Annotated in this window: 20 protein-coding genes and 3 tRNA genes; 22 read left to right on the top strand and 1 reads right to left on the bottom strand. The window is 63.9% G+C overall.

Annotated elements, in window-relative coordinates:
- Positions 1 to 175 precede the first annotated feature (175 nt).
- From ON44_RS29940 to ON44_RS29890, 11 genes are all read left to right on the top strand, one after another.
- Positions 176 to 667 (top strand): YajQ family cyclic di-GMP-binding protein, encoded by a 492-nt coding sequence (locus tag ON44_RS29940; protein ID WP_040696024.1) that lies wholly within the window; start codon positions 176 to 178, stop codon positions 665 to 667.
- A 182-nt stretch (positions 668 to 849) separates the two neighbouring features.
- Positions 850 to 922: transfer RNA gene (locus ON44_RS29935), tRNA-Thr, on the top strand.
- A 74-nt stretch (positions 923 to 996) separates the two neighbouring features.
- Positions 997 to 1,072 (top strand) — tRNA-Met (locus tag ON44_RS29930).
- Positions 1,073 to 1,115: 43 nt separating this feature from the next.
- The gene (gene rpmG / locus ON44_RS29925; RefSeq protein WP_011211653.1) at positions 1,116 to 1,286 is read left to right on the top strand and encodes a 50S ribosomal protein L33; all 171 of its coding nucleotides are present in this window, start codon (positions 1,116 to 1,118) and stop codon (positions 1,284 to 1,286) included.
- A 264-nt stretch (positions 1,287 to 1,550) separates the two neighbouring features.
- Positions 1,551 to 2,615, top strand: coding sequence for a fused (3R)-hydroxyacyl-ACP dehydratase subunits HadA/HadB (locus ON44_RS29920; protein ID WP_040696082.1), 1,065 nt, complete (start codon positions 1,551 to 1,553; stop codon positions 2,613 to 2,615).
- Positions 2,616 to 2,846: 231 nt separating this feature from the next.
- Positions 2,847 to 2,919 (top strand) — tRNA-Trp (locus ON44_RS29915).
- 106 nt (positions 2,920 to 3,025) lie between these two features.
- Entirely contained in the window at positions 3,026 to 3,409 is a 384-nt protein-coding gene (gene secE / locus ON44_RS29910; protein ID WP_040696019.1) for a preprotein translocase subunit SecE, read from the top strand.
- Positions 3,410 to 3,514: 105 nt separating this feature from the next.
- Positions 3,515 to 4,294: a transcription termination/antitermination protein NusG gene (gene nusG / locus ON44_RS29905; RefSeq protein ID WP_040696017.1), complete on the top strand. Its 780-nt coding sequence runs from the start codon at positions 3,515 to 3,517 to the stop codon at positions 4,292 to 4,294.
- Between the two features lie 108 nt (positions 4,295 to 4,402).
- Positions 4,403 to 4,837, top strand: a complete 435-nt coding sequence (gene rplK / locus ON44_RS29900) for a 50S ribosomal protein L11 (RefSeq protein WP_040696015.1) — start codon at positions 4,403 to 4,405, stop codon at positions 4,835 to 4,837.
- A gap of 78 nt (positions 4,838 to 4,915) precedes the next feature.
- Positions 4,916 to 5,629, top strand: coding sequence for a 50S ribosomal protein L1 (rplA, locus tag ON44_RS29895; protein ID WP_040696013.1), 714 nt, complete (start codon positions 4,916 to 4,918; stop codon positions 5,627 to 5,629).
- A 201-nt stretch (positions 5,630 to 5,830) separates the two neighbouring features.
- Entirely contained in the window at positions 5,831 to 6,364 is a 534-nt protein-coding gene (locus ON44_RS29890) for an NADPH-dependent FMN reductase (RefSeq protein ID WP_040696011.1), read from the top strand.
- A 72-nt stretch (positions 6,365 to 6,436) separates the two neighbouring features.
- On the opposite strand, the gene ON44_RS29885 is transcribed toward ON44_RS29890, so the two are convergent.
- Complete coding sequence (locus ON44_RS29885) at positions 6,437 to 8,050, bottom strand: MFS transporter (protein ID WP_051182588.1); 1,614 nt, start codon at positions 8,048 to 8,050, stop codon at positions 6,437 to 6,439.
- A 429-nt stretch (positions 8,051 to 8,479) separates the two neighbouring features.
- Here ON44_RS29885 and rplJ point away from each other — a divergent pair, with 429 nt between their 5' ends.
- From rplJ to ON44_RS29830, 11 genes are all read left to right on the top strand, one after another.
- A complete protein-coding gene (rplJ, locus tag ON44_RS29880; protein ID WP_040696007.1) occupies positions 8,480 to 9,019 on the top strand; it encodes a 50S ribosomal protein L10 in 540 nt (179 codons plus the stop codon).
- Positions 9,020 to 9,085: 66 nt separating this feature from the next.
- Entirely contained in the window at positions 9,086 to 9,466 is a 381-nt protein-coding gene (rplL, locus tag ON44_RS29875; protein WP_040696004.1) for a 50S ribosomal protein L7/L12, read from the top strand.
- Positions 9,467 to 9,706: 240 nt separating this feature from the next.
- Complete coding sequence (locus tag ON44_RS29870; protein ID WP_174415162.1) at positions 9,707 to 10,783, top strand: ABC transporter ATP-binding protein; 1,077 nt, start codon at positions 9,707 to 9,709, stop codon at positions 10,781 to 10,783.
- 98 nt (positions 10,784 to 10,881) lie between these two features.
- Entirely contained in the window at positions 10,882 to 11,589 is a 708-nt protein-coding gene (locus tag ON44_RS29865; protein WP_245567391.1) for an MlaE family ABC transporter permease, read from the top strand.
- 69 nt (positions 11,590 to 11,658) lie between these two features.
- The gene (locus tag ON44_RS29860) at positions 11,659 to 12,459 is read left to right on the top strand and encodes an MlaE family ABC transporter permease (RefSeq protein ID WP_051182586.1); all 801 of its coding nucleotides are present in this window, start codon (positions 11,659 to 11,661) and stop codon (positions 12,457 to 12,459) included.
- Positions 12,460 to 12,502: 43 nt separating this feature from the next.
- On the top strand, positions 12,503 to 13,855 hold the full coding sequence (locus tag ON44_RS29855) for an MCE family protein (protein ID WP_085998647.1): 1,353 nt from the start codon (positions 12,503 to 12,505) through the stop codon (positions 13,853 to 13,855).
- 8 nt (positions 13,856 to 13,863) lie between these two features.
- Positions 13,864 to 14,931, top strand: a complete 1,068-nt coding sequence (locus tag ON44_RS29850; RefSeq protein WP_040696072.1) for an MCE family protein — start codon at positions 13,864 to 13,866, stop codon at positions 14,929 to 14,931.
- On the top strand, positions 14,931 to 15,941 hold the full coding sequence (locus ON44_RS29845) for an MCE family protein (RefSeq protein WP_040696000.1): 1,011 nt from the start codon (positions 14,931 to 14,933) through the stop codon (positions 15,939 to 15,941). The genes ON44_RS29850 and ON44_RS29845 overlap by 1 nt, the downstream gene beginning before the upstream one ends.
- A 1-nt stretch (position 15,942) precedes the next feature.
- Positions 15,943 to 17,217 carry an MCE family protein gene (locus ON44_RS29840; RefSeq protein ID WP_051182585.1) on the top strand — a complete coding sequence of 425 codons (1,275 nt, stop codon included), beginning with the start codon at positions 15,943 to 15,945 and terminating at the stop codon, positions 17,215 to 17,217.
- Positions 17,218 to 17,387: 170 nt separating this feature from the next.
- A complete protein-coding gene (locus ON44_RS29835) occupies positions 17,388 to 18,602 on the top strand; it encodes an MCE family protein (protein WP_040695998.1) in 1,215 nt (404 codons plus the stop codon).
- On the top strand, positions 18,599 to 19,840 hold the full coding sequence (locus tag ON44_RS29830; protein ID WP_040695996.1) for an MCE family protein: 1,242 nt from the start codon (positions 18,599 to 18,601) through the stop codon (positions 19,838 to 19,840). The genes ON44_RS29835 and ON44_RS29830 overlap by 4 nt, the downstream gene beginning before the upstream one ends.
- Positions 19,841 to 19,918 lie beyond the last annotated feature (78 nt).

Genomic DNA, 19,918 nt, shown 5'->3' with positions numbered 1-19,918 from the left:
CAACGAACCTGCACCCAGAATGCAAACCGGCTGGCCATCGGCCATGCGACGGGACTACGGTCACGCTCCGGGGTAGAACTGACGGTGACCGGATCATCTGGTCGCTAGCGACTGCTTGCAGGTCGCTCGAAATGGTCAGCCAGGACCCGTTGGACCGCCAGGACAGGAGCGAAGTGTGGCCGATTCGTCTTTCGATGTTGTCAGCAAGGTCGACCGTCAGGAGGTCGACAACGCGCTGCATCAGGCGGAGAAGGAGCTGAACACCCGCTACGACTTCCGTGGCACCGGCGCGAGTATCGAATGGTCCGGTGAGGACAAGATCGTGCTCAGTGCCGAGGCCGAGGAGCGGGTCAAGGCGGCGCTCGACGTATTCAAGGAAAAGCTGATTCGTCGCGATATCTCGCTCAAGGCCTTCGACGCCGGCGAGCCCGCGGCCTCCGGCAAGACTTACAAAATCACCGGCACGCTGGTCCAGGGCATCGACGCCGAGCATGCGAAGAAGATTTCCAAGAAGATCCGCGACGAGGGCCCCAAGGGCGTCAAGGCGCAGATCCAGGGTGACGAACTGCGCGTTTCCAGCAAGAAGCGCGACGATCTGCAAGCCGTGATCGCATTGCTGAAGGGTGAGGACTTCGGCATCGCGCTGCAGTTCGTCAATTACCGGTAGGCGTTGTGGCTGGTCTCCTCGAGTGACCCCGGCAAGCAGTCGCTGGCGGCCCGCCGCGCGGGTGGTCGCAAAAACCCGTCCTGACCACCCGGTTTGGAGGTGCGACCGGTGAGTGTGTAACCTCGTTCAAGACTTCGCCGCGCCGGAGTCCTGAACGTTGGTCACGGTGCGGAGCTAGTCATGCCCCCTTAGCTCAGTCGGCAGAGCGTTTCCATGGTAAGGAAAAGGTCAACGGTTCGATTCCGTTAGGGGGCTCGCCGGATTGCCGGTGGTGACCGACTCGGCATCTCCAAGGTTGGGCGCGGCATCACCGAGCAATGCGACCCCGTGGCGGTGTAGCTCAGTCGGTAGAGCAAACGACTCATAATCGTTGTGTCGCCGGTTCAAGTCCGGCCATCGCTACCAAAGACCGATCAGACCATCTGGTTGACCCGAAAGAAGGAATATCGTGGCCGCGAAGTCCACCGATGTCCGGCCAAAGATCACCTTGGCCTGCGAGCAGTGCAAGCACCGCAACTACATCACCAAGAAGAACCGGCGCAACGACCCGGATCGGCTGGAGCTGAAGAAGTTCTGCCCGAACTGTGGCACCCACCGGGCGCACCGCGAATCCCGCTAGTCCACCACGCGTGCCGCTGCCGCGTTGAATTGGCTTCCGGGTTCGTCCCGGATTCTCGGGTCGTGACACTTGCGAGGGCCGGACATATGTCCGGCCCTGACGTGTTTTACGACTCGAGTGCGGTGGGGGTTGCGAGCGAAGCGAGTAACTGATCGGCACAGCCGCCAAGCGGGCACGACGGAGCCGAGCGCTAGCGAGGCGTAGTCGTGAACGCTCCGTCGACTCCGGGGCTCGGGGTCAGATAGGTACAGTCCTCCCGTGACAATCAACACCGGTACAGACGAAGCGGTCGCAACGGACGAAGAACTCGACCCCGCAGCGCACGCCGCGGCGATGGTCGGTCATCACTACCGCGTCGACGACTACTACGAGGTCGGCCGCGAGAAGGTGCGTGAATACGCCCGCGCCGTGCAGGATTACCACCCGGTGCACTGGGATGAAGACGCCGCGCAGGAGTACGGCTACGACAGCCTGCTCGCCCCGCTCACCTTCATCTCCCTGGTCGGAATTCTGGCCCAGCGCAAACTCTTCGAGCAGATCGTCACGGGCTACGACCTGAGCCAGATCATGCAGACCGATCAGATCCTGGAATTCCACCGGCCGATCAAGGTCGGCGACCAGCTGGTCTGCGATGTCTACCTGCACTCGTTCCGGCAGGCTTTCGGTGGCGACATCATCGTCACCAAGAACATCGTCACCGTGCAGGACGAGGTGGTGCTCACCACCTACACCACGCTGATCGGGCGCAGCGGCGGCGATATCGATCCGAACCTGCAGGGCGCGGTCCGCAATGTGCTCATGCACGGCATAGACGAGGACGCGCCGAGCCACCATCCGCGCACCGGGGCCGCCACCGATGCGCTCGCGGCGTCATCGTCCGTGGTGCCTGCGATCGTGCCGAGCAAGCACGCGATCAACTTCGAGGACATCGCCGTCGGTGACGAGCTGCCCCCGCGGACCGTCCGGCTGACCCGCGGCGACCTGGTGAACTACGCGGGCGTCTCCGGCGACGCGAATCCGATCCACTGGAGTGACGAAGTCGTCAAGCTGGTCGGCCTGGACAACGTGGTCGCGCACGGCATGCTCACCATGGGCCTCGGCGGCGGTTTCGTCACCTCCTGGCTCGGCGATCCCGGCGCGGTCAAGGAGTACAACGTCCGCTTCACCAGCCCGGTCTACGTCGGCTCCGAGGAGCCTGCGGAGGTCGAGTTCACGGGTAAGGTGAAGTCGGTGGATCCGGAGACCCGGACCGCGGTCGTCGCCATCGTGGCGAAGTCGGCGGGCAAGAAGATCTTCGGACGCGCCACCGCGACGGTCCAACTGGCCTGACCTGGTCGAGCGACCCTGATTGGCATATGCCGCAGGCGGTAACGTACACTCAGATTTCTGGGGTCACCAGCCGCTGCGCGCTGCTCTGCAAGGGCTGGTTCCAGGTGAGTCCGCAAGGATTCGCCGACGGGGCCGGCAACTGCCGGAGTGGCGCGCGTGTTGTGTGACACCAGATAGAAGAACGAGAACTGAATACAGAACAGTGGTTGGACAGCTGGATCGTTCAACCGAAGGGGCGTAGCTCAATTGGCAGAGCAGCGGTCTCCAAAACCGCAGGTTGCAGGTTCAAGTCCTGTCGCCCCTGCCCTGGATGCCAGCGACGAAAGGATCGACGTGAGCGAGCGTAGCGAGCGAGCCATTGGCACAGCGCGCATCGCGCACGGCGCCGCCGAGCGCAGCGAGGTGACGGCGTGAGCGACGAGCGGGATAATCGCCACGGCGCGCATGCCGAGGACGACGACACCGCCGCGGTGGCTCGGCCGAGCGGTAAGCGGTCCGCGCGGCGTAGTCGCAATGCCGATTCGGGTTCGGTCGCCACGATCGATCGGCCCACATCGGGCAAGGCAGCCAAGAAGACCGATCGGGCCGAACGCAAGAAGACGGGTAACCCGTTCAAGCGTTTGATCAAGTTCCTGCGCGAAGTAGTCGCGGAACTGCGCAAGGTGATCTGGCCCAACCGGAAGCAGATGGTCACCTATACGAGCGTTGTTCTGGTGTTCGTGATCTTCATGGTCGCGTTCATCAGCGGGTTGGATCTGGCGTTCATCAAGGGTGTCAACTGGCTGTTCGGCTAGCTGATCGCCGCCGACGCCAGTAGCCGACCCCGGGGCGGCGCGTTACAGCGCGCCCGGCCCGGTACGCAAAGGATGTACGTGACGACACAGGAAGCGAGTGCCCCAGTGAGCACCCCGGAGAACGACACAACCGACGAGTTCCCGGTCGACGAAGCGGTGCAGACCGTCGAGGAGTCCGCGGCCGTCGAGGAAGCTGTTGTCGACGAATCCGACGCCGCTGACGCCGAAGTTGTCGAGGCCGCTCCTGTCGATGCCGAACCCGCCGATCCGGTTGCCGAGATGAAGGCCGCGCTGCGGCGTGCCCCCGGCGATTGGTACGTAATCCACTCGTACGCCGGTTACGAGAACAAAGTGAAGGCCAACCTCGAGACCCGCGTGCAGAACCTGGACCTCGAGGATTACATCTTCCAGGTCGAGGTGCCGACCGAAGAGGTCACCGAGATCAAGAACGGCCAGCGCAAGCACGTCAACCGCAAGGTGCTGCCCGGTTACATCCTGGTCCGGATGGAGCTCAACGACGAGTCGTGGGGCGCGGTGCGCAACACCCCCGGTGTCACCGGTTTCGTCGGCGCCACCTCGCGGCCGTCGCCGCTTTCCATCGACGACGTGGTGAAGTTCCTGGTCCCGGCCGCGCAGCAGCAGAAGAAGCCCGCTGCCGAGGCCGCCGCCGCGGCGTCGACCGCCACCGATATCGCGCCCAAGCCGGTCATCGAGGTCGACTTCGAGGTCGGCGAGTCGGTGACCGTGATGGACGGCCCGTTCGCGACGCTGCCCGCCAGCATCTCCGAGGTCAACGCCGAGCAGCAGAAGCTCAAGGTGCTCGTGTCGATCTTCGGTCGCGAGACTCCGGTCGAGCTGGCGTTCACCCAGGTCGCGAAGATCTAGTTCCGCGGTTTCGGCTCCGGCCGGGATCGCGGGATGAATCGGCCCGGCGCACGGGTTGATTCACCAGGCTTGCAAAGAGCAAGGACACCAAAACCCTAGGAAAGAAAGATGCCCCCCAAGAAGAAGAAGCTCGCCGGGATCATCAAGCTTCAGATCCAGGCCGGCCAGGCGAACCCGGCCCCTCCGGTCGGCCCCGCGCTCGGTCAGCACGGCGTCAACATCATGGAGTTCTGCAAGGCGTACAACGCCGCGACCGAGTCGCAGCGTGGCAACGTCATTCCGGTCGAGATCTCGGTGTACGAGGACCGGACCTTCGACTTCAAGCTGAAGACCCCGCCCGCCGCCAAGCTGCTGCTCAAGGCCGCCGGTGTGCAGAAGGGCTCGGCCGAGCCGCACAAGACCAAGGTCGCGAAGGTCACCATGGACCAGGTCCGGGAGATCGCCAAGACCAAGCAGGAAGATCTGAACGCCAAGGACATCGACCAGGCGGCCAAGATCATCGCGGGCACCGCGCGTTCGATGGGTATCACCGTCGAGGCGTGAGTTTCGCACTCGATATCCCGGTGGGAGGGTCGGCCAGACCCGATAACCACTTCTGAACCACATTAAGGACAGACAATCATGGCAAAACGAAGCAAGGCGTATCTCGCCGCGGCCGAGAAGGTCGATCGCACTCAGCTCTACTCCCCGCTGGCCGCCGCGCGGCTGGCGAAGGAGACCGCAACCACCAAGACCGACGCGACCGTCGAGGTCGCCGTTCGTCTCGGTGTGGATCCCCGCAAGGCCGACCAGATGGTCCGCGGCACGGTCAACCTGCCGCACGGCACCGGTAAGACCGCCCGCGTCATCGTGTTCGCGGCCGGTGAGAAGGCCGCCGAGGCCGAGGCCGCCGGTGCGGACGCCGTCGGCGCCGAGGATCTGATCGAGCGGATCCAGGGCGGCTGGCTGGACTTCGACGCCGCGATCGCCACGCCGGACCAGATGGCCAAGGTCGGCCGGATCGCGCGTGTCCTCGGCCCGCGCGGCCTGATGCCGAACCCGAAGACGGGCACGGTCACCAACGATGTGACCAAGGCCGTCAACGACATCAAGGGCGGCAAGATCAACTTCCGCGTCGACAAGCAGGCCAACCTGCACTTCGTCATCGGCAAGGCGTCCTTCGACGACGCCAAGCTGGTGGAGAACTACGGGGCCGCGCTGGACGAGATCCTGCGTGCCAAGCCGTCGACCGCCAAGGGCCGCTACGTCAAGAAGGTGACGGTCTCGACGAACACCGGACCGGGCATCCCGGTGGACCCGAACCGCACCCGCAACCTCCTCGAAGAGGATGCATAAGTAGCACCCTGGCTCTTCGGTAGCCCAGCTCTTCGGAAGCTGAGCGTTATCGCAGGAAGCTGAGTTTTACCGCAAGGGCGGGAACGCGAATCGCGTTCCCGCCCTTTGCGCATATTCGGCAGATTCTCGTAGGTGGCGGCATGGTGCCGCGGCCGCACCGCGAACCGGACTAATTCACGCGCGGCGACAGTTGGCCATGAGGTGACCGCCGTACTGCTCATCTCCGGAAGCACGCGTAGTGCTTCGACCAATACCGCCGCACTGCGCACAGTCGCGGCGATCGCGCCGGAGGGTGTCGAGACCTTCTGGTACGAAGGCCTCGCCGAACTTCCCGCCTTCAGTCCGGATGACGACGGTACCGGTCATCCGTCGGTTGTCGCACTGCACGAACATATTTCGCGCGCCGACGCGGTCCTGCTCTGCACTCCCGAATACGCAGGTACCCTCCCCGGCAGCTTCAAGAATCTGCTCGACTGGACCGTCGGCACCGCCGACCTCTACGAAAAGCCGACTGCCTTCCTCAATGTCGCCGCCCAAGGCCGCGGCGAAGGCGCGGCCACCACCCTGACCACGGTGCTGGGTTACGTCGGTGCCGTCGTCGATCCGGCCACCTGTGCCCGCCTCCCGGTAGCCCGTGATGCCGTCGACGCCGACGGTCTTGTCACCACCCCCGAATTCCGCACCGGCGCACTGACAGCCCTCGCCCGCCTGGTCCACCAGACCACCCCCGCTTGACCACTCCGCCCAGGTGAGTCGAATGGTGGCTTTCGGGCCGGGGCCAAGCCATCATTCGACTCGCCTCGATTGTCAGTTTTCGTGGGGCCCTGTGGATTTGCGCCAGCCGAGGAGCACCGACTCGCTCTCCTGCACACCCCACGGTAGGAAGATCGCGACGATCAGCGCGCATACCACGACCGCGCCCGCGGCGACCAGGGATGCGGCGTGTGAACCCTGCAGTGCTGCCGTTTTCATTGCGGTGATGAGGTTTTCGCGCTGGGCGTCGAAAAATGGTGCGAGTTCTCGTTTGCGGATTTCCAGCACGCTGAGCGGACTGGCCTTCACCAGACTGCGCTGGTCGGAGCTCATCATCCCGGTGGGCACCCGGTCGATCAGCGGCGAGACGCGAGTCGTGTAGTACGACGCCACAATCGAGCCGAGTACCGCGACGCCGAGGGTGCCGCCGATCTCGCGGGTGGTGTCGTTGACCGCCGACCCGGCGCCCGCTTCGTCCAGGGGCAGTGCCGACATGATCGATTCGGTGGCCGGACCCTGCACGATGGCCAGACCGAGCGCCATCGAAACCATGGACGGCAGCACATCGATGACATAACTGCTGTCCACCGTGACCTGTCCGCCGAGATACAGCCCGACCCCGGTGAGCAACAACCCGAATACGATCACCGGCGTGGTGCCGATGCGGGTCGCCATGAGCGTCGCGATCGGTGCGCCGATCGCCACCGAGAACGCGAATGGCAGTGAGGCGATACCGAATTCGAGTGGCGTGTACTCCCGCACCCCTTGGAAGTACTGAGTAATAAGGAACAGGAATCCGAACATCGAGAAGTAGCCGACCGCAATCGCCAAGGCGGGCATGGAGAATCGCCGATTGCGGAACAGCCGCATGTCGAGAATCGGTGCGCTGGTACGCGATTCCCACGTGATGAACGCCGCGAGCAGTGCGACGCCGAATGCGCCGACGCCGAGTGTGGTCGTGGAAAGCCAGCCGTAGCGCGGCGCTTCGATAATGGCCCACACCAGTGCGGTGATGCCGGTGACCGACAATCCGATGCCTGCCAGATCGAGCCGTCCCACCTGGGCGGACCGCGATTCGGGCACCCAGATCAGGGTGGCGGCCAGGGCGATCAGCGCCACCGGCACGTTGATCCAGAAGACCGAATGCCAGGAAAAGTGTTCCAGCAGCCAGCCACCCGAGATCGGGCCGATCGCGATGGCGAAGCCGGCCATAGCCGTCCAGGCGGCGATGGCCAGTGCGCGCTCGCGCTTATCGGTGAAGATATTGATGATCAGCGCCAGCGTCGCGGGGAAGACGGCCGCGGCGAAGATTCCCATCGCAGCGCGGGCGGCGATGACACTGCCCATCGATTCCGACAGCGCCCCGCCGATCGACATGACGGCCACGCCGACCAGGCCGATCATCATGACGCGGCGGCGTCCGTAGCGGTCGCCGAGATTGCCGAAGGCCAGCAACAATCCGGCGAACGTCAGGGTGTACGCGTCGACGACCCATTGCAGGCCGCTGACGCCGGTGGCCAATTCCACTCCGATGGAGGGCAGGGCCACGTTCACGATGGTGTTGTCGAGGACGACCAGCAGCTCCGCCAGACAGATGACGGCGAGAGCGATGAAGCGCCTGGTGTGTCGTTCCAACAGCACCGGTGGATCGACTATGGAGGTTGCCATAGTTCAGTAGTCAAACAGTAACTGTCACTCTTGGTAACACCTTATTGCAGCGACGTCCGACACATATCGGGTCGAATTGTGAGCTGTGCCACAACAATTCGGGCGCGGAAGGATTCCGTTCGTAGCCGTTTTGGCAGATGGGGGCGGGTTCGGCTACTCTGGACCGAAGTAATCGACAAGTTCGATGACTACCCAATCCGTTCTACCGAAGACCGTTGGTCGCTGCGCCCATTCGGGCGTGGTCGAAGGTCCGGCATCCAGCCGGCGGCCCACGCAGGGAGGACCGAGGCTGGGATTCGATCTGGGCCATGCCTGGGTCGATCACCTATTGCGCCCCGGAACGCTCTGCGTTCGGGGCGTTTGCTTTATCGCCGGCCCCTGGTACTCGGCAGTTCGAATACGAACCGACATCCAGAGAGGAGGCGAAGTATGGCAAAACCCGAGAAGGTCACCGCGGTCGAGGAGATCACGGAGCAGTTCAAGAGCTCGTCGGCCACCGTCATCACGGAATACCGTGGTCTGTCGGTCGGTAAGCTCACCGATCTGCGTCGCGCGCTCGGCGAAGGCGCTACCTACTCCGTCGCCAAGAACACCCTGGTCAAGCGGGCGGCTGCGGAAGCGGGCGTCGTTGGCCTGGACGACTTGTTCGTCGGACCGACCGCCATCGCCTTCATCAAGGGCGAGCCGGTCGATGCAGCGAAGGCCATCAAGACCTTCGCCAAGGAGAACAAGGCGCTCATCATCAAGGGCGGGTACATGGACGGCGCCGCGCTGTCCGTTGCCGAGGTCGAAAAGATCGCCGACCTGGAGTCCCGCGAGGTGCTGCTGGCCAAGCTGGCCGGCGCGATGAAGGGCAACCTGGCGAAGGCTGCCGGTCTGTTCAACGCTCCCGCTTCGCAGGTGGCCCGCCTGGCCGCCGCGCTGCAGGAGAAGAAGCAGGCCGAAGAAGGCGGAGCTGCCGCCGAGTAACACCCCCCCGGGTGGATCGCGTGCGGCTCGCCCACATAGACAACCAACTACCGAAAGGAAACAACAATGGCCAACGTTGACGAACTGCTCGAGACCTTCGGCAACATGACCCTGCTCGAGCTGTCGGACTTCGTCAAGAAGTTCGAGGAGAAGTTCGAGGTCACCGCGGCTGCTCCGGTCGCCGTCGCCGCCGTCGGTGGCGCTGCCGCTCCGGCCGAGGCCGCCGAGGAGCAGGACGAGTTCGACGTCATCCTCGAGGGTGCCGGCGACAAGAAGATCCAGGTCATCAAGGTGGTCCGTGAGATCGTCTCGGGCCTGGGCCTGAAGGAAGCCAAGGACCTCGTCGAGAGCGCCCCGAAGCCGATCCTGGAGAAGGTCGCCAAGGACGCCGCCGAGGCTGCCAAGGCGAAGCTGGAAGAGGCCGGCGCCAAGGTCTCCGTGAAGTAATTCGCGAGTACTCGCCGAACGGGCGGTCCCCATTGGGGGCCGCCCGTTTGCGTTGTCATGACGCGTGCGACGGTAATGCGAATATTGCGAGTGATCCGGGGTTACTCTTCGGTCAGGTAAGGGTGTGCCGCGTCATGCTCATGGGATACAGTGACCGCACCCACTGTGACGCGACACACCGTGATACCGAATAGCGCGGTTCGCCGGTGGGTGGCTCGCTGAGAATTTGTGGAGGTTGGCGTGGGCGTCGAGGTCAGGACCGAGGGTGTTACCAAATCCTTCGGTTCACAGCGTATTTGGCAGGATGTCTCACTGACGCTGCCCTCGGGTGAGGTCAGCGCGCTGCTCGGCCCCTCGGGTACCGGTAAATCCGTCTTTCTGAAGTCGCTGATCGGTCTGCTGCGTCCGGAACGCGGTTCGATCTTCATCGACGGCACCGATATCACCACCTGCTCCAATAAGGAGCTCTACGAAATCCGCAAGCTCTTCGGTGTGCTGTTCCAGGACGGCGCCCTGTTCGGCTCGATGAACCTCTTCGACAACGTCGCGTTCCCGTTGCGTGAACACACGAAGAAGTCCGAATCGGACATCAAGAAGATCGTGATGGAGAAGCTCGAGCTGACCGGTCTGCTCGGCGCCGAGGGCAAGCTGCCCGGTGAGATCTCCGGTGGTATGCGCAAGCGTGCCGGCCTGGCCCGCGCCCTGGTGCTCGACCCGCAGATCATCCTGGTCGACGAGCCCGACTCCGGTCTGGATCCGGTCCGTACCTCATATCTGTCGCAGCTGCTGATCGACATCAACGCCCAGATCGACGCGACGATCCTGATCGTCACCCACAACATCAACCTGGCGCGCACGGTGCCCGACAACATCGGGATGCTGTTCCGTCGCTCGCTGGTGATGTTCGGTCCGCGTGAGGTGCTGCTGACGTCGGAGGAGCCGGTGGTCAAGCAGTTCCTCAACGGCCGGATGATCGGTCCGATCGGTATGTCGGAGGAGAAGGACGAGGCGCAGATGGCGCGCGAGCAGGCCCTCGTCGATGCCGGGCACCACCACGGTGGCGCCGAAGAGGTCGAGGGCATCATTCCGCAGATGCGGGCCACTCCGGGTATGCCGGTGCGCCAGGCCGTACTTCGCCGTCAGGCGCGCGTCCGCGAAATCATGCACACCCTGCCGCACGCGGCCCAGGCGGCTATTCGTGAGTCACTTGAGCAGAGCGACGACACGCAGGTGATGGCGTACCAGAACAGCGAGCTGGGCGGATACCAGGGTGGGTCATTCGACACTACCGTGCGCCACAACACAACTAACGGGTAACATCTGCGATCGTGAATTCCACCCTGGCGCGATTGCGGACTCCAGTAGAGTCGGGGTTTGGCCAGGCCGGCAACATCTTTGCGCTGCTCATCGACGTTATGCGCAAGACGTTCAAACGGCCTTTCCAGTTGCGCGAATTCATCGAGCAGTCGTGGTTCATCGCGAGTGTCTCGATCTTGCCCAGCGCACTGGTTGCCATCCCGTTCGGTGCGGTTGTCGCGCTGCAGACCGGCTCTTTGATCAAACAACTAGGCGCCGAATCGTTTACCGGCGCAACCAGCGTCCTGGCTACCGTCCAGCAGGCCGCCCCCGTTGTCACCGCGTTGATCATCGCGGGCGCGGCCGGATCGGCGGTAGCCGCCGATCTCGGCTCGCGCACCATCCGTGAGGAGATCGACGCGCTCGAAGTGCTGGGCGTCGATCCGGTGCAGAAGCTGGTGGTGCCGCGCGTACTCGGCATGATGCTGGTCGCGCTCCTGCTCAACGGTCTGGTGTCGGTGGTCGGCATCGCCGGCGGCTATTTCTTCAATGTCGGGCTGCAGGGCGGTACGCCCGGCGCCTACCTCGCTTCGTTCTCCGCACTGGCCCAGCTGCCGGACCTGTGGATCGGCGAGATCAAGGCCTTGGTATTCGGTCTGCTCGCAGGCGTGATCGCCGCGTACAAAGGGTTGCATCCCAAAGGGGGCCCGAAAGGAGTCGGAGACGCGGTGAACCAATCCGTGGTTATCACCTTCATGGTTCTGTTCTTCGTGAACTTGATCCTGACACTGGTGTATTTGCAGGTCGTCCCCGCTAAGGGCGCCTGACCCGTGGCCACCTCGTACCGTCCCCCGGTGCTGGCGAAATCTGCCCGCCGGGTCCGTGAGATCGCACGTATGCCGGTTAATGTCATCGATCGCGCGGGCGATCAGATGTCGTTCTATTCCAAGGCCATCGCCTGGATTCCGCGCACCGCGGTGCACTACCGCAAGGAGGTCATGCGGCTGCTCGCCGAGGTGACCTTCGGCAGTGGTGCGCTGGCCGTCATCGGCGGCACCATCGGCGTCATCGTGTTCATGTCCGGCTCGGTCGGCGTCGTTGTCGGCCTGCAGGGCTTCAAGGCCTTGGATGCGCTCGGCAGTTCGGTGCTGACCGGCTTCCTCACCGCCTATATCAATACCCGTGAGATCGCGCCGCTGGTCGCCGCGCTCGCGCTATCGGCAACGGTGGGTTGTGGTTTCACCGCCCAACTCGGTGCGATGCGGATCTCCGAGGAGATCGACGCGCTCGAGGTGATGGCGGTGCCGGGTGTGCCGTTCCTGGTCACCACCCGGGTGATCGCGGGCTTCCTCGCGGTCATCCCGCTCTACATCGTCGGTCTGCTCGGCACCTTCCTGGCGTCGCGAATGATCAGCATCTGGTTCAACGGACAATCCAGTGGTTCCTATGACCACTATTTCAGTCTGTTCCTGCCACCAGAAGACGTCCTGTATTCATTCGTCAAAGTGCTGGTCTTCGCATTCGTAATCATCATGGTGCATTGCTATTACGGCTTCAATGCCACCGGCGGACCGGCCGGTGTCGGCGTCGCGGTAGGTCGCGCGGTGCGTGCGGCGATCGTGCTCGTGAATGTGCTCGATTTCTTCCTGAGTCTCGCCATCTGGGGCACCACGACAACGGTCCGGGTTGCCGGATGAGCGCGCGGGTCATCGAAATGCGAAGCGGCAGTGAGGTGCCGTCATGAGTAATAACGTGCAGATGTGGCGCGCGACGGAGAAATTGCGCGTCCGACTACTCGGTGTCGCATTCTTCGTGGTCTGCGCACTATTCCTGGTCACTACGGTCGCGATCTACAACAAGGCGTTCGTCGATACTGTCCGGGTCGAACTGATCACCGACAGCGTGGGAAATGCGTTGACCCGCAATGCCGATGTGAAGGTGCGCGGCGTCAATGTCGGCGAGGTCAGATCCAGCCGGTCCGAGGGCGGCAAGGTGACCCTCGACCTCGCGATCGATCCCGGTAAGGCCGAACAGATTCCGGTCAATGCGACGGCCCGGCTGCTGCCGAAGACGCTGTTCGGCGAGCGGTATGTGGATCTGGTCATCCCGGACGAGCCGAGTAAGCAGCACCTGACCGAGGGCGTGACCCTGCATCAGGACATCAGCGGCAATGCCATCGAGATCAGCAAGCTGCTCGACGATGTGCTGCCGCTGCTGCAGGCGATTCCGCCGCAGGATCTCGCCTCGACGCTCGGCGCACTGTCCCAAGCGCTTTCGGGGCAGGGCCTGGCGCTCGGTGAGTCGGTGGAGAAGTTGGATCACATCTTCCGTGAGGTCAATGGGGTCATGCCGGATCTGAAGCAGGATCTGGTGAGCTTCGCCGATGTGGCCGCCACCTATTCCGACGCGCTGCCGCAGCTGGTCGACGCATTCGACAACCTGCGCACCACCAATGCGACCATCGTGCAGCGCCGCCCGCAGATCGACACCCTGCTGGCGACGCTGAATCCGACCGCGGCCACCACCGCGGACTTCCTGATCGCCAACCGCGACAACATCATCGACGTTGCCGCCGATTCGAGGCCCGCGCTGGAACAGCTGGCGACCTACTCGCCGACCTACACCTGCGCATTGGCGAACTTCGCCAAGATGAAGCCGCGCATCGACCAGCTCATGGGCATGGGCACCGCGCGTCCCGGCTCGCGAGTCACCATCGAGCTGACCAACACCCGCGGCAAGTACCTGCCCAACCAGGACGAGCCGCGTTGGCTGGACACCCGCGGGCCTTGGTGCGTGCCGGAATACCCGGTCTTCACCGATCCGGGTCAGTACACCGGCGGACCGATCAACGATGGTTCCTACCAGGTGCCGAGCCGCAATCCGGGTGACCAGGACAGCGGCAAGCTACCTGTGCCGCAGTTCGGCATGTACCCGGCCGCGAATGTGCCGACCACGGCCGGTTCGCCCGCTGAACAGCAGACCCTCGGCACGATCTACGGTGCGGCGAACGGTGTTTCGCCCGACCAGGTGCCCAGCTGGGTCACCCGGATCGGTGCACCCGCATTCCGTGGCAGCGAGGTGAGCGTGCGATGAAGGAAACGATGCGCGGCCTCGGCGGGCCGCTGACCAAGCTCATCATCTTCGTCGTCGTCACGCTGTTGGCGACGACGATCCTCGGGCTCTCGATCGCCAACTACACCGGCGGCGGTACCGCGTTCAAGGCGCGCTTCTCCGATGTCACCTCGCTCAATAAAGGTGACGAGGTGCGCATCGCCGGTGTCCGGGTCGGCAAGGTCACCAGTGTCGAGATCGTGGACAAGCGCCAGGCCGAGGTCGGATTCGAACTGACCGACCGCGATTGGCTGCCCGCCTCCACGACGGCGACCATCAAGTACCGCAACCTGGTCGGCCAGCGCTATATCGCGCTCGAACAGGGCACGGGGGAGCAGGGCCGCAAACTCAACAAGGGCGCGACCATCGGGCTCGAGCACACCAGGCCCGCGCTCAACCTGACCACCCTGTTCAACGGTTTCCGGCCGCTGTTCCAGACGCTGACCGCCGATGACGTGAACAAGCTGTCCTACGAGATCATCCAGGTCTTCCAGGGTGAGCAGGGCACCATCCACGATCTGGTGGCGACCACCGCGAACCTGACGAACAAGATCGCCGACAAGGACGCGGTCATCGGTGATCTGGTGCGGAACCTGACGGCTGTACTCAATGCGGTCAACGAGCGCGAAGGTCAGTTCGATCAGCTGATCGTCAATACCGAGGCGCTGGTCAGCGGACTGGCCGCCGAACGCGACACCATCGGCAGTTCGGTCACCTCGCTCGGCAATCTGGCCTCGGCCACCGCGGATCTGCTGGTGCCGACCCGCCCGACGCTGCAGGGTTCGATCGCCGGGCTCAGCCAGCTCACCGGCACCATCGACGAGCGCAAGGACGAAGTGAATACGGCGCTGACGAATTTGCCGATCAAGATGGAAAAGCTCGGCCGAGCCGGCAGTTACGGCTCCTGGTTCCAGTTCTATCTGTGCGGTATCGACATCGTGGTCGGACCGGGCGCGGTTGATGCGCCGCAGCTCAACCTTCCGGCCGGGCTGCCGACGGTCAACCAGCCGCTCTACACCAATGCCGCGCCGCGCTGCCAGGGGAAGGGTGGTCACTGATGGACGACCGGATCCTGCTCGGCAGGCGCAGCCCCGCGTTCATGGGTGTGCTCGGCATCGCGATGGTGCTGCTCGTGGCGGTCTCCGCGTTCTTCCTGGACAGGTTGCCGATCATCGGCGCGGGCACCAAGTACACCGCGCAGTTCTCCGAGGCCGCGGGCCTCAAGAAGGGCAATGAGGTCCGCATCGCCGGTGTGAAGGTCGGTGCGGTTTCGGATGTTCGGCTCGACGGCAATAAGGTGCTCGTCGACTTCCGCACCCAGGACGCCTGGATCGGCAACGAGACCACCGCCTCCATCCAGATCAAAACCGTCCTCGGACAGAAGTATCTGGCATTGGATCCGAAAGGTTCCGAGCCCGCCGATCCGAGCAAGGTGATTCCGTTGTCGCGCACGGTATCCCCGTACGACGTGGTGGACGCGTTCAGCGATGCGGCCAAGAACATCGACCAGATCGACACCGCGCAGCTGGCTACCAGCATGCGGGTGCTCTCGGAGGCATTCGAGACCACACCGCCGGAGATCCGCAACTCCATCGACGGTGTCGCCCGGCTCTCGGAAACCCTCGGCAAGCGCGATGAGGAGCTCAAGAAGCTGTTCGCGGCGACCAGGCAGACCACCGGTGTGCTCGCCGACCGCAATCAGCAGTTCGAGCGTCTGCTGGCCAACGGCGGACAGTTGCTGGCCGAGTTGAACATCCGCCAGCAGTCCATCGCACAGCTGCTCACCGGAGCCAAGACGGTGTCGGCCGAACTGAGCGCGCTGGTCGCCGATAACGAAAAGCAGATGGGTACGGCATTGACCAACCTCGAGGCCGCCATCAACCTGCTGAACGAGAATCAGCAGAACATTTCCAAGACGCTGGAACTCGCGGCGCCGTTCTACGGCATCTACGCCAATGTGCTCGGTACCGGACGCTGGTTCGACGCGGTGATCGTGAACCTGCTTCCGCCCGGTCTGCCAGAGATTCCGGGCGACCGTCCGCCGGTGCGCACCATGGGAGGTAACTGACATGGGGGTGAACTGGCCTCGTAAGGAGCCGCTCACCGCGCTGCGCACCTCGCGTCGCGGCACCAAGGCGACCATCGCCATCGGCGTAATCGCGGCGCTGGTCCTGGCCGGTGCCCTCTGGTGGCTTTTCGATCGGATGACCACGACCAAGATCACCGCCTACTTCGACCGCTCGGTCGGCATCTACGAGGGTTCGGATGTACGCATCCTCGGTGTGCCGGTGGGCAAGGTGGATTCCGTCGAGCCGCAAGGCGAGCAGGTCAAGGTGGTGATGAGCGTCGACCGCAGCTTCGACGTGCCCGCCGATGCCAAGGCCGCGCAGATCACGCCGTCGATCGTGTCCGACCGCTACATCCAGCTGACCCCGGCCTACACCGACGGACCGAAAATGGGGCGCAACGCGACGATTCCGCGCAAGAACACGGTCACCCCGGTCGAGGTCGATCAGCTGTACAAGAGCATCACCGAACTCTCGGATGCGTTGGGCCCCAACGGTGCCAACGCCCAGGGTGCGGTGAACCAACTGGTGCGCACCTCGGCCGCGAATCTCGCGGGCAACGGAGAGGCGTTGGCCAACAGCATCACTCAGCTCTCGCGGGCGGCGCGGTACCTCGGCGATGCCCGCGGCGATATCTTCGACACCGTCAAGAATCTGCAGACCTTCGTCACCATGCTGGCCCAGAACGACCAGCAGGTGCGGCAATTCAATGCTCAGCTCGCGGACCTGTCGACCTTCCTCGCGGGGGAACGCCAGGATCTCGGCGCGGCGTTGAACCTGCTGTCGGTCGCGCTCGGCGATGTCGCCCGATTCATCGACGAGAACCGCGATCTGATTCAGCAGAATGCCCAGGGCCTGACCACGCTCACGGCGACGCTGGCCAAGCAGCGCGACGATCTGGCCGCGACACTGCCGGTGCTGCCGCTGGCGCTGAGCAACCTGATCAATATCCACAATGCCGAATCCGGCACCCTCGATATGCGCGCCAACTTCACCGATCTGCAGGATCCGTTCGGTGCGGTGTGCAAGATGCTGGATCTGAGCAAGTTGATGCCGGGCGATCCGAAGTTCGAGGCGATCGGCAAGCAGATGCGCCCGATTCTGGATCACTGCAAGGAGATCACCGATCAGATCACCGCCGGTGTGAAGACGCCGACGCTGATCCTGCCGTTCGGCATCCTCAGCAATGACAACCAACAGCGCGACCCGGTGCCCGGGACGGTTCCCGGCACCCCGTCCGATCAACTTCCGCCCTCGCAGGGAGGTGGCCAGCGATGAACACGCGAATTCGTTCCGCGGCACGCGCTCTCCGCGTAGCGACTGCTCGCAGGTCGCTCGAAAGGGTCAGCGTAGCGACTGCTCGCAGGTCGCTCGAAAGGGTCAGCGTAGCGACTGCTCGCAGGTCGCTCGAAAGGGTCAGCGTAGCGACTGCTCGCAGGTCGCTCGAAATGGTCAGCGCCGTGCTGGTGGTCGGCATGAGCACGGTCCTGGTGACCTCGTGCTCGTCCGAGGGTATCTACGCGGTGCCGCTGCCCGGCGGCGCCGATGTCGGCGACCATCCGATGACCATCGATATCCGGTTCGACGATGTGCTCGATCTGGTGCCGCAGTCCGCGGTCAAGGTCGAGGGCGTGGCGGTCGGCCGCGTCGAGAAAATCGCCCTGGCTCCGGACGGCTGGACCGCCAGCGTGCGCGCGGTGGTGAACGCCTCGGTCGACCTGCCCGCCAATGCGCGGGCCGAGGTGCGGCAGTCGAACCTGCTCGGCGAGAAGTTCATCGAACTTTCCAAGCCCGCCGAGGAACCCGATAGCAAAAAGCTTGCCAATGGTGCGGTCATCCCGGCCGATCACACTCGTCACGCGACCGAGGTCGAGCAGGTGCTCGGTGCGCTGTCGTTGCTGCTCAACGGTGGTGGCGTCGCGCAGTTGCAGCCGATCGTCACGGAGCTGAACAAGACCCTCGGCGGCCGTGAGGAGCGGGTGCGCTCACTACTGGATCAGGCCAACACCCTGATCGGCGGGCTGAACGAGCAGGTCGACGACATCACCAAGGCCATCGACGGACTCGCCACGCTGAGCAATCGGGTGAGCACCCAGACCGATCAGATCAGCAAGATCATCGACGAGCTGCCGCAGGGCATCAAGATCCTGAACGAGCAACGGCCACAACTGATTTCGCTGCTGCAGCAGTTGGATCGGGTGGGTCAGGCCGGTTTCGACGTGTTGAAACACTCGAAGGAAGATCTGATCAAGGATCTGACCTCGCTGCGTCCGACACTGCAGGAACTCGGCAAGGCCGCACCGGATCTGGTTACCGCGCTGCCGCTGGTGCCGACCTATCCGTTCCCGGACTCGACGCTGGAGGGCACCTTCGGCGGCCAGGTGAACACCTGGCTCTCGGTCGATCAGCAGATCGGTGTCACGCTCAGCAATCTCGGTGTCGGCAAGGGTGACCCGGTCTACATCCCGCCGCCCTACGGCCCCGAGGTGCCGGTGAATCCGACCAACCCGTACTACGGCGGCAATGGTCCGCGCCCGGGTTGGCCGACGGTATCGCTGCTGCCGCTGCCGCCCAATATTCCGCGCTACCCCGCTGGCCTGCCGCAGCTGCCTGCCGATCCGCTCGGGGCGATTCTCGACCAGATCGGAGGTGGTCAGCGATGACCCGTCTGGTGCGCTACCAGCTGATCGCGTTCGCCCTGATCGCGGTGCTCGGCGTGGTTTACGTCGGCGCCAAATACGTTCGGCTCGAGCATATGCTCGGCATCGGCGAGTACAGGGTGAAGGTCGACGCCAAGCAGACCGGCGGCATCTACAAGGGCGCCGAGGTGACCTACCGCGGCGTCCCGGTCGGCCGGGTCGGCAATCTCGAACTGACCGATTCGGGTGTGGCTATCGACCTGGTGCTCGATTCGAGTGCGCCGAAGATTCCGGAGTCGGCCAAGGCAGTGATCGCCAACCGTTCGGCCATCGGTGAGCAGTACGTCGATCTGCAGCCCGATGCCGACCACGGCCCGTATCTACGCGACGGTTCGGTCATCGCCTCGGCGACGACACCGATTTCGGTCGAGCAGCTGGTGCAGAGCGTGGACACCTTTACCCGCTCGGTCGATCTCACCGCGCTCAATACCACCGTCACCGAACTCGGCAAGGCATTCGACGGCAAGGGCGACGACCTCAAGGTCTTCATCGATTCGCTGAACAAATTCACCACGACGTTCAACGACTCCCTGCCGCAGACGATCCAGCTGATCCGCGACGGCCGGATCGCACTGGGCACCCAGGCCGAGCAGTCGGGCTACATCCGGCAGTTCAGCCAGGGCCTCGATGAACTCACCGCCCAGCTGCGCTCCAGCGATCCGGACATCCGGCGCCTCATCGGCACCGGCACCGATGCCGGTGAACAGATCACCGCGCTGCTGAACGAGAGCGGCGGCGCCCTCACCGAGGATCTGACCAACCTGCGTCAGCTGCTGCTGTCCATCTCGCCGAAGTTCTACGCGCTGCGCCCGCTGCTGCAGATGCTGCCGGGGCTGTCCATCGGCGCGTCGTCCACCGCACCCGGTGACGGCACCAGCCACTTCGGTCTGGTGCTCGAGGCGAACAACCCGCCCGCCTGCACCCAGGGCTATGAGGGCACCAAGGCCATCCTCGACCAGATGAAGCGGGAGAATCCGGACTTCGACGACACCCGCGACGAGTTCCCGTTCAACAAGGACGCGAAATGCACTGTGCCGTTCGGTAATCCGACCGCGGTGCGCGGCGGAATGCGCGCCGATCTGGCGGATCCGAGCATTGTGCAGCCCTGGGATTCCAACCCCAAGACCGATCCCGAGAAGCTGAATCTGAACCCGATCGCCGTACAGATGGCCACCCTGTTGGGGGTCACGCCCAAGCGGTGAACAGGACCTATGCGGCTACTCCGCAGTAACAGAAGTTAGGGTGTCTGGCCGTGAGTGAGCGAAGCGAACGAACCGAGA

The sequence above is a fragment of the Nocardia vinacea NBRC 16497 genome, from assembly GCF_000308835.1.
Lineage (GTDB): Bacteria > Actinomycetota > Actinomycetes > Mycobacteriales > Mycobacteriaceae > Nocardia > Nocardia vinacea.
Note: the sequence above shows the minus strand (reverse complement) of the source record. Positions and strands in the feature narration are given on the sequence as shown.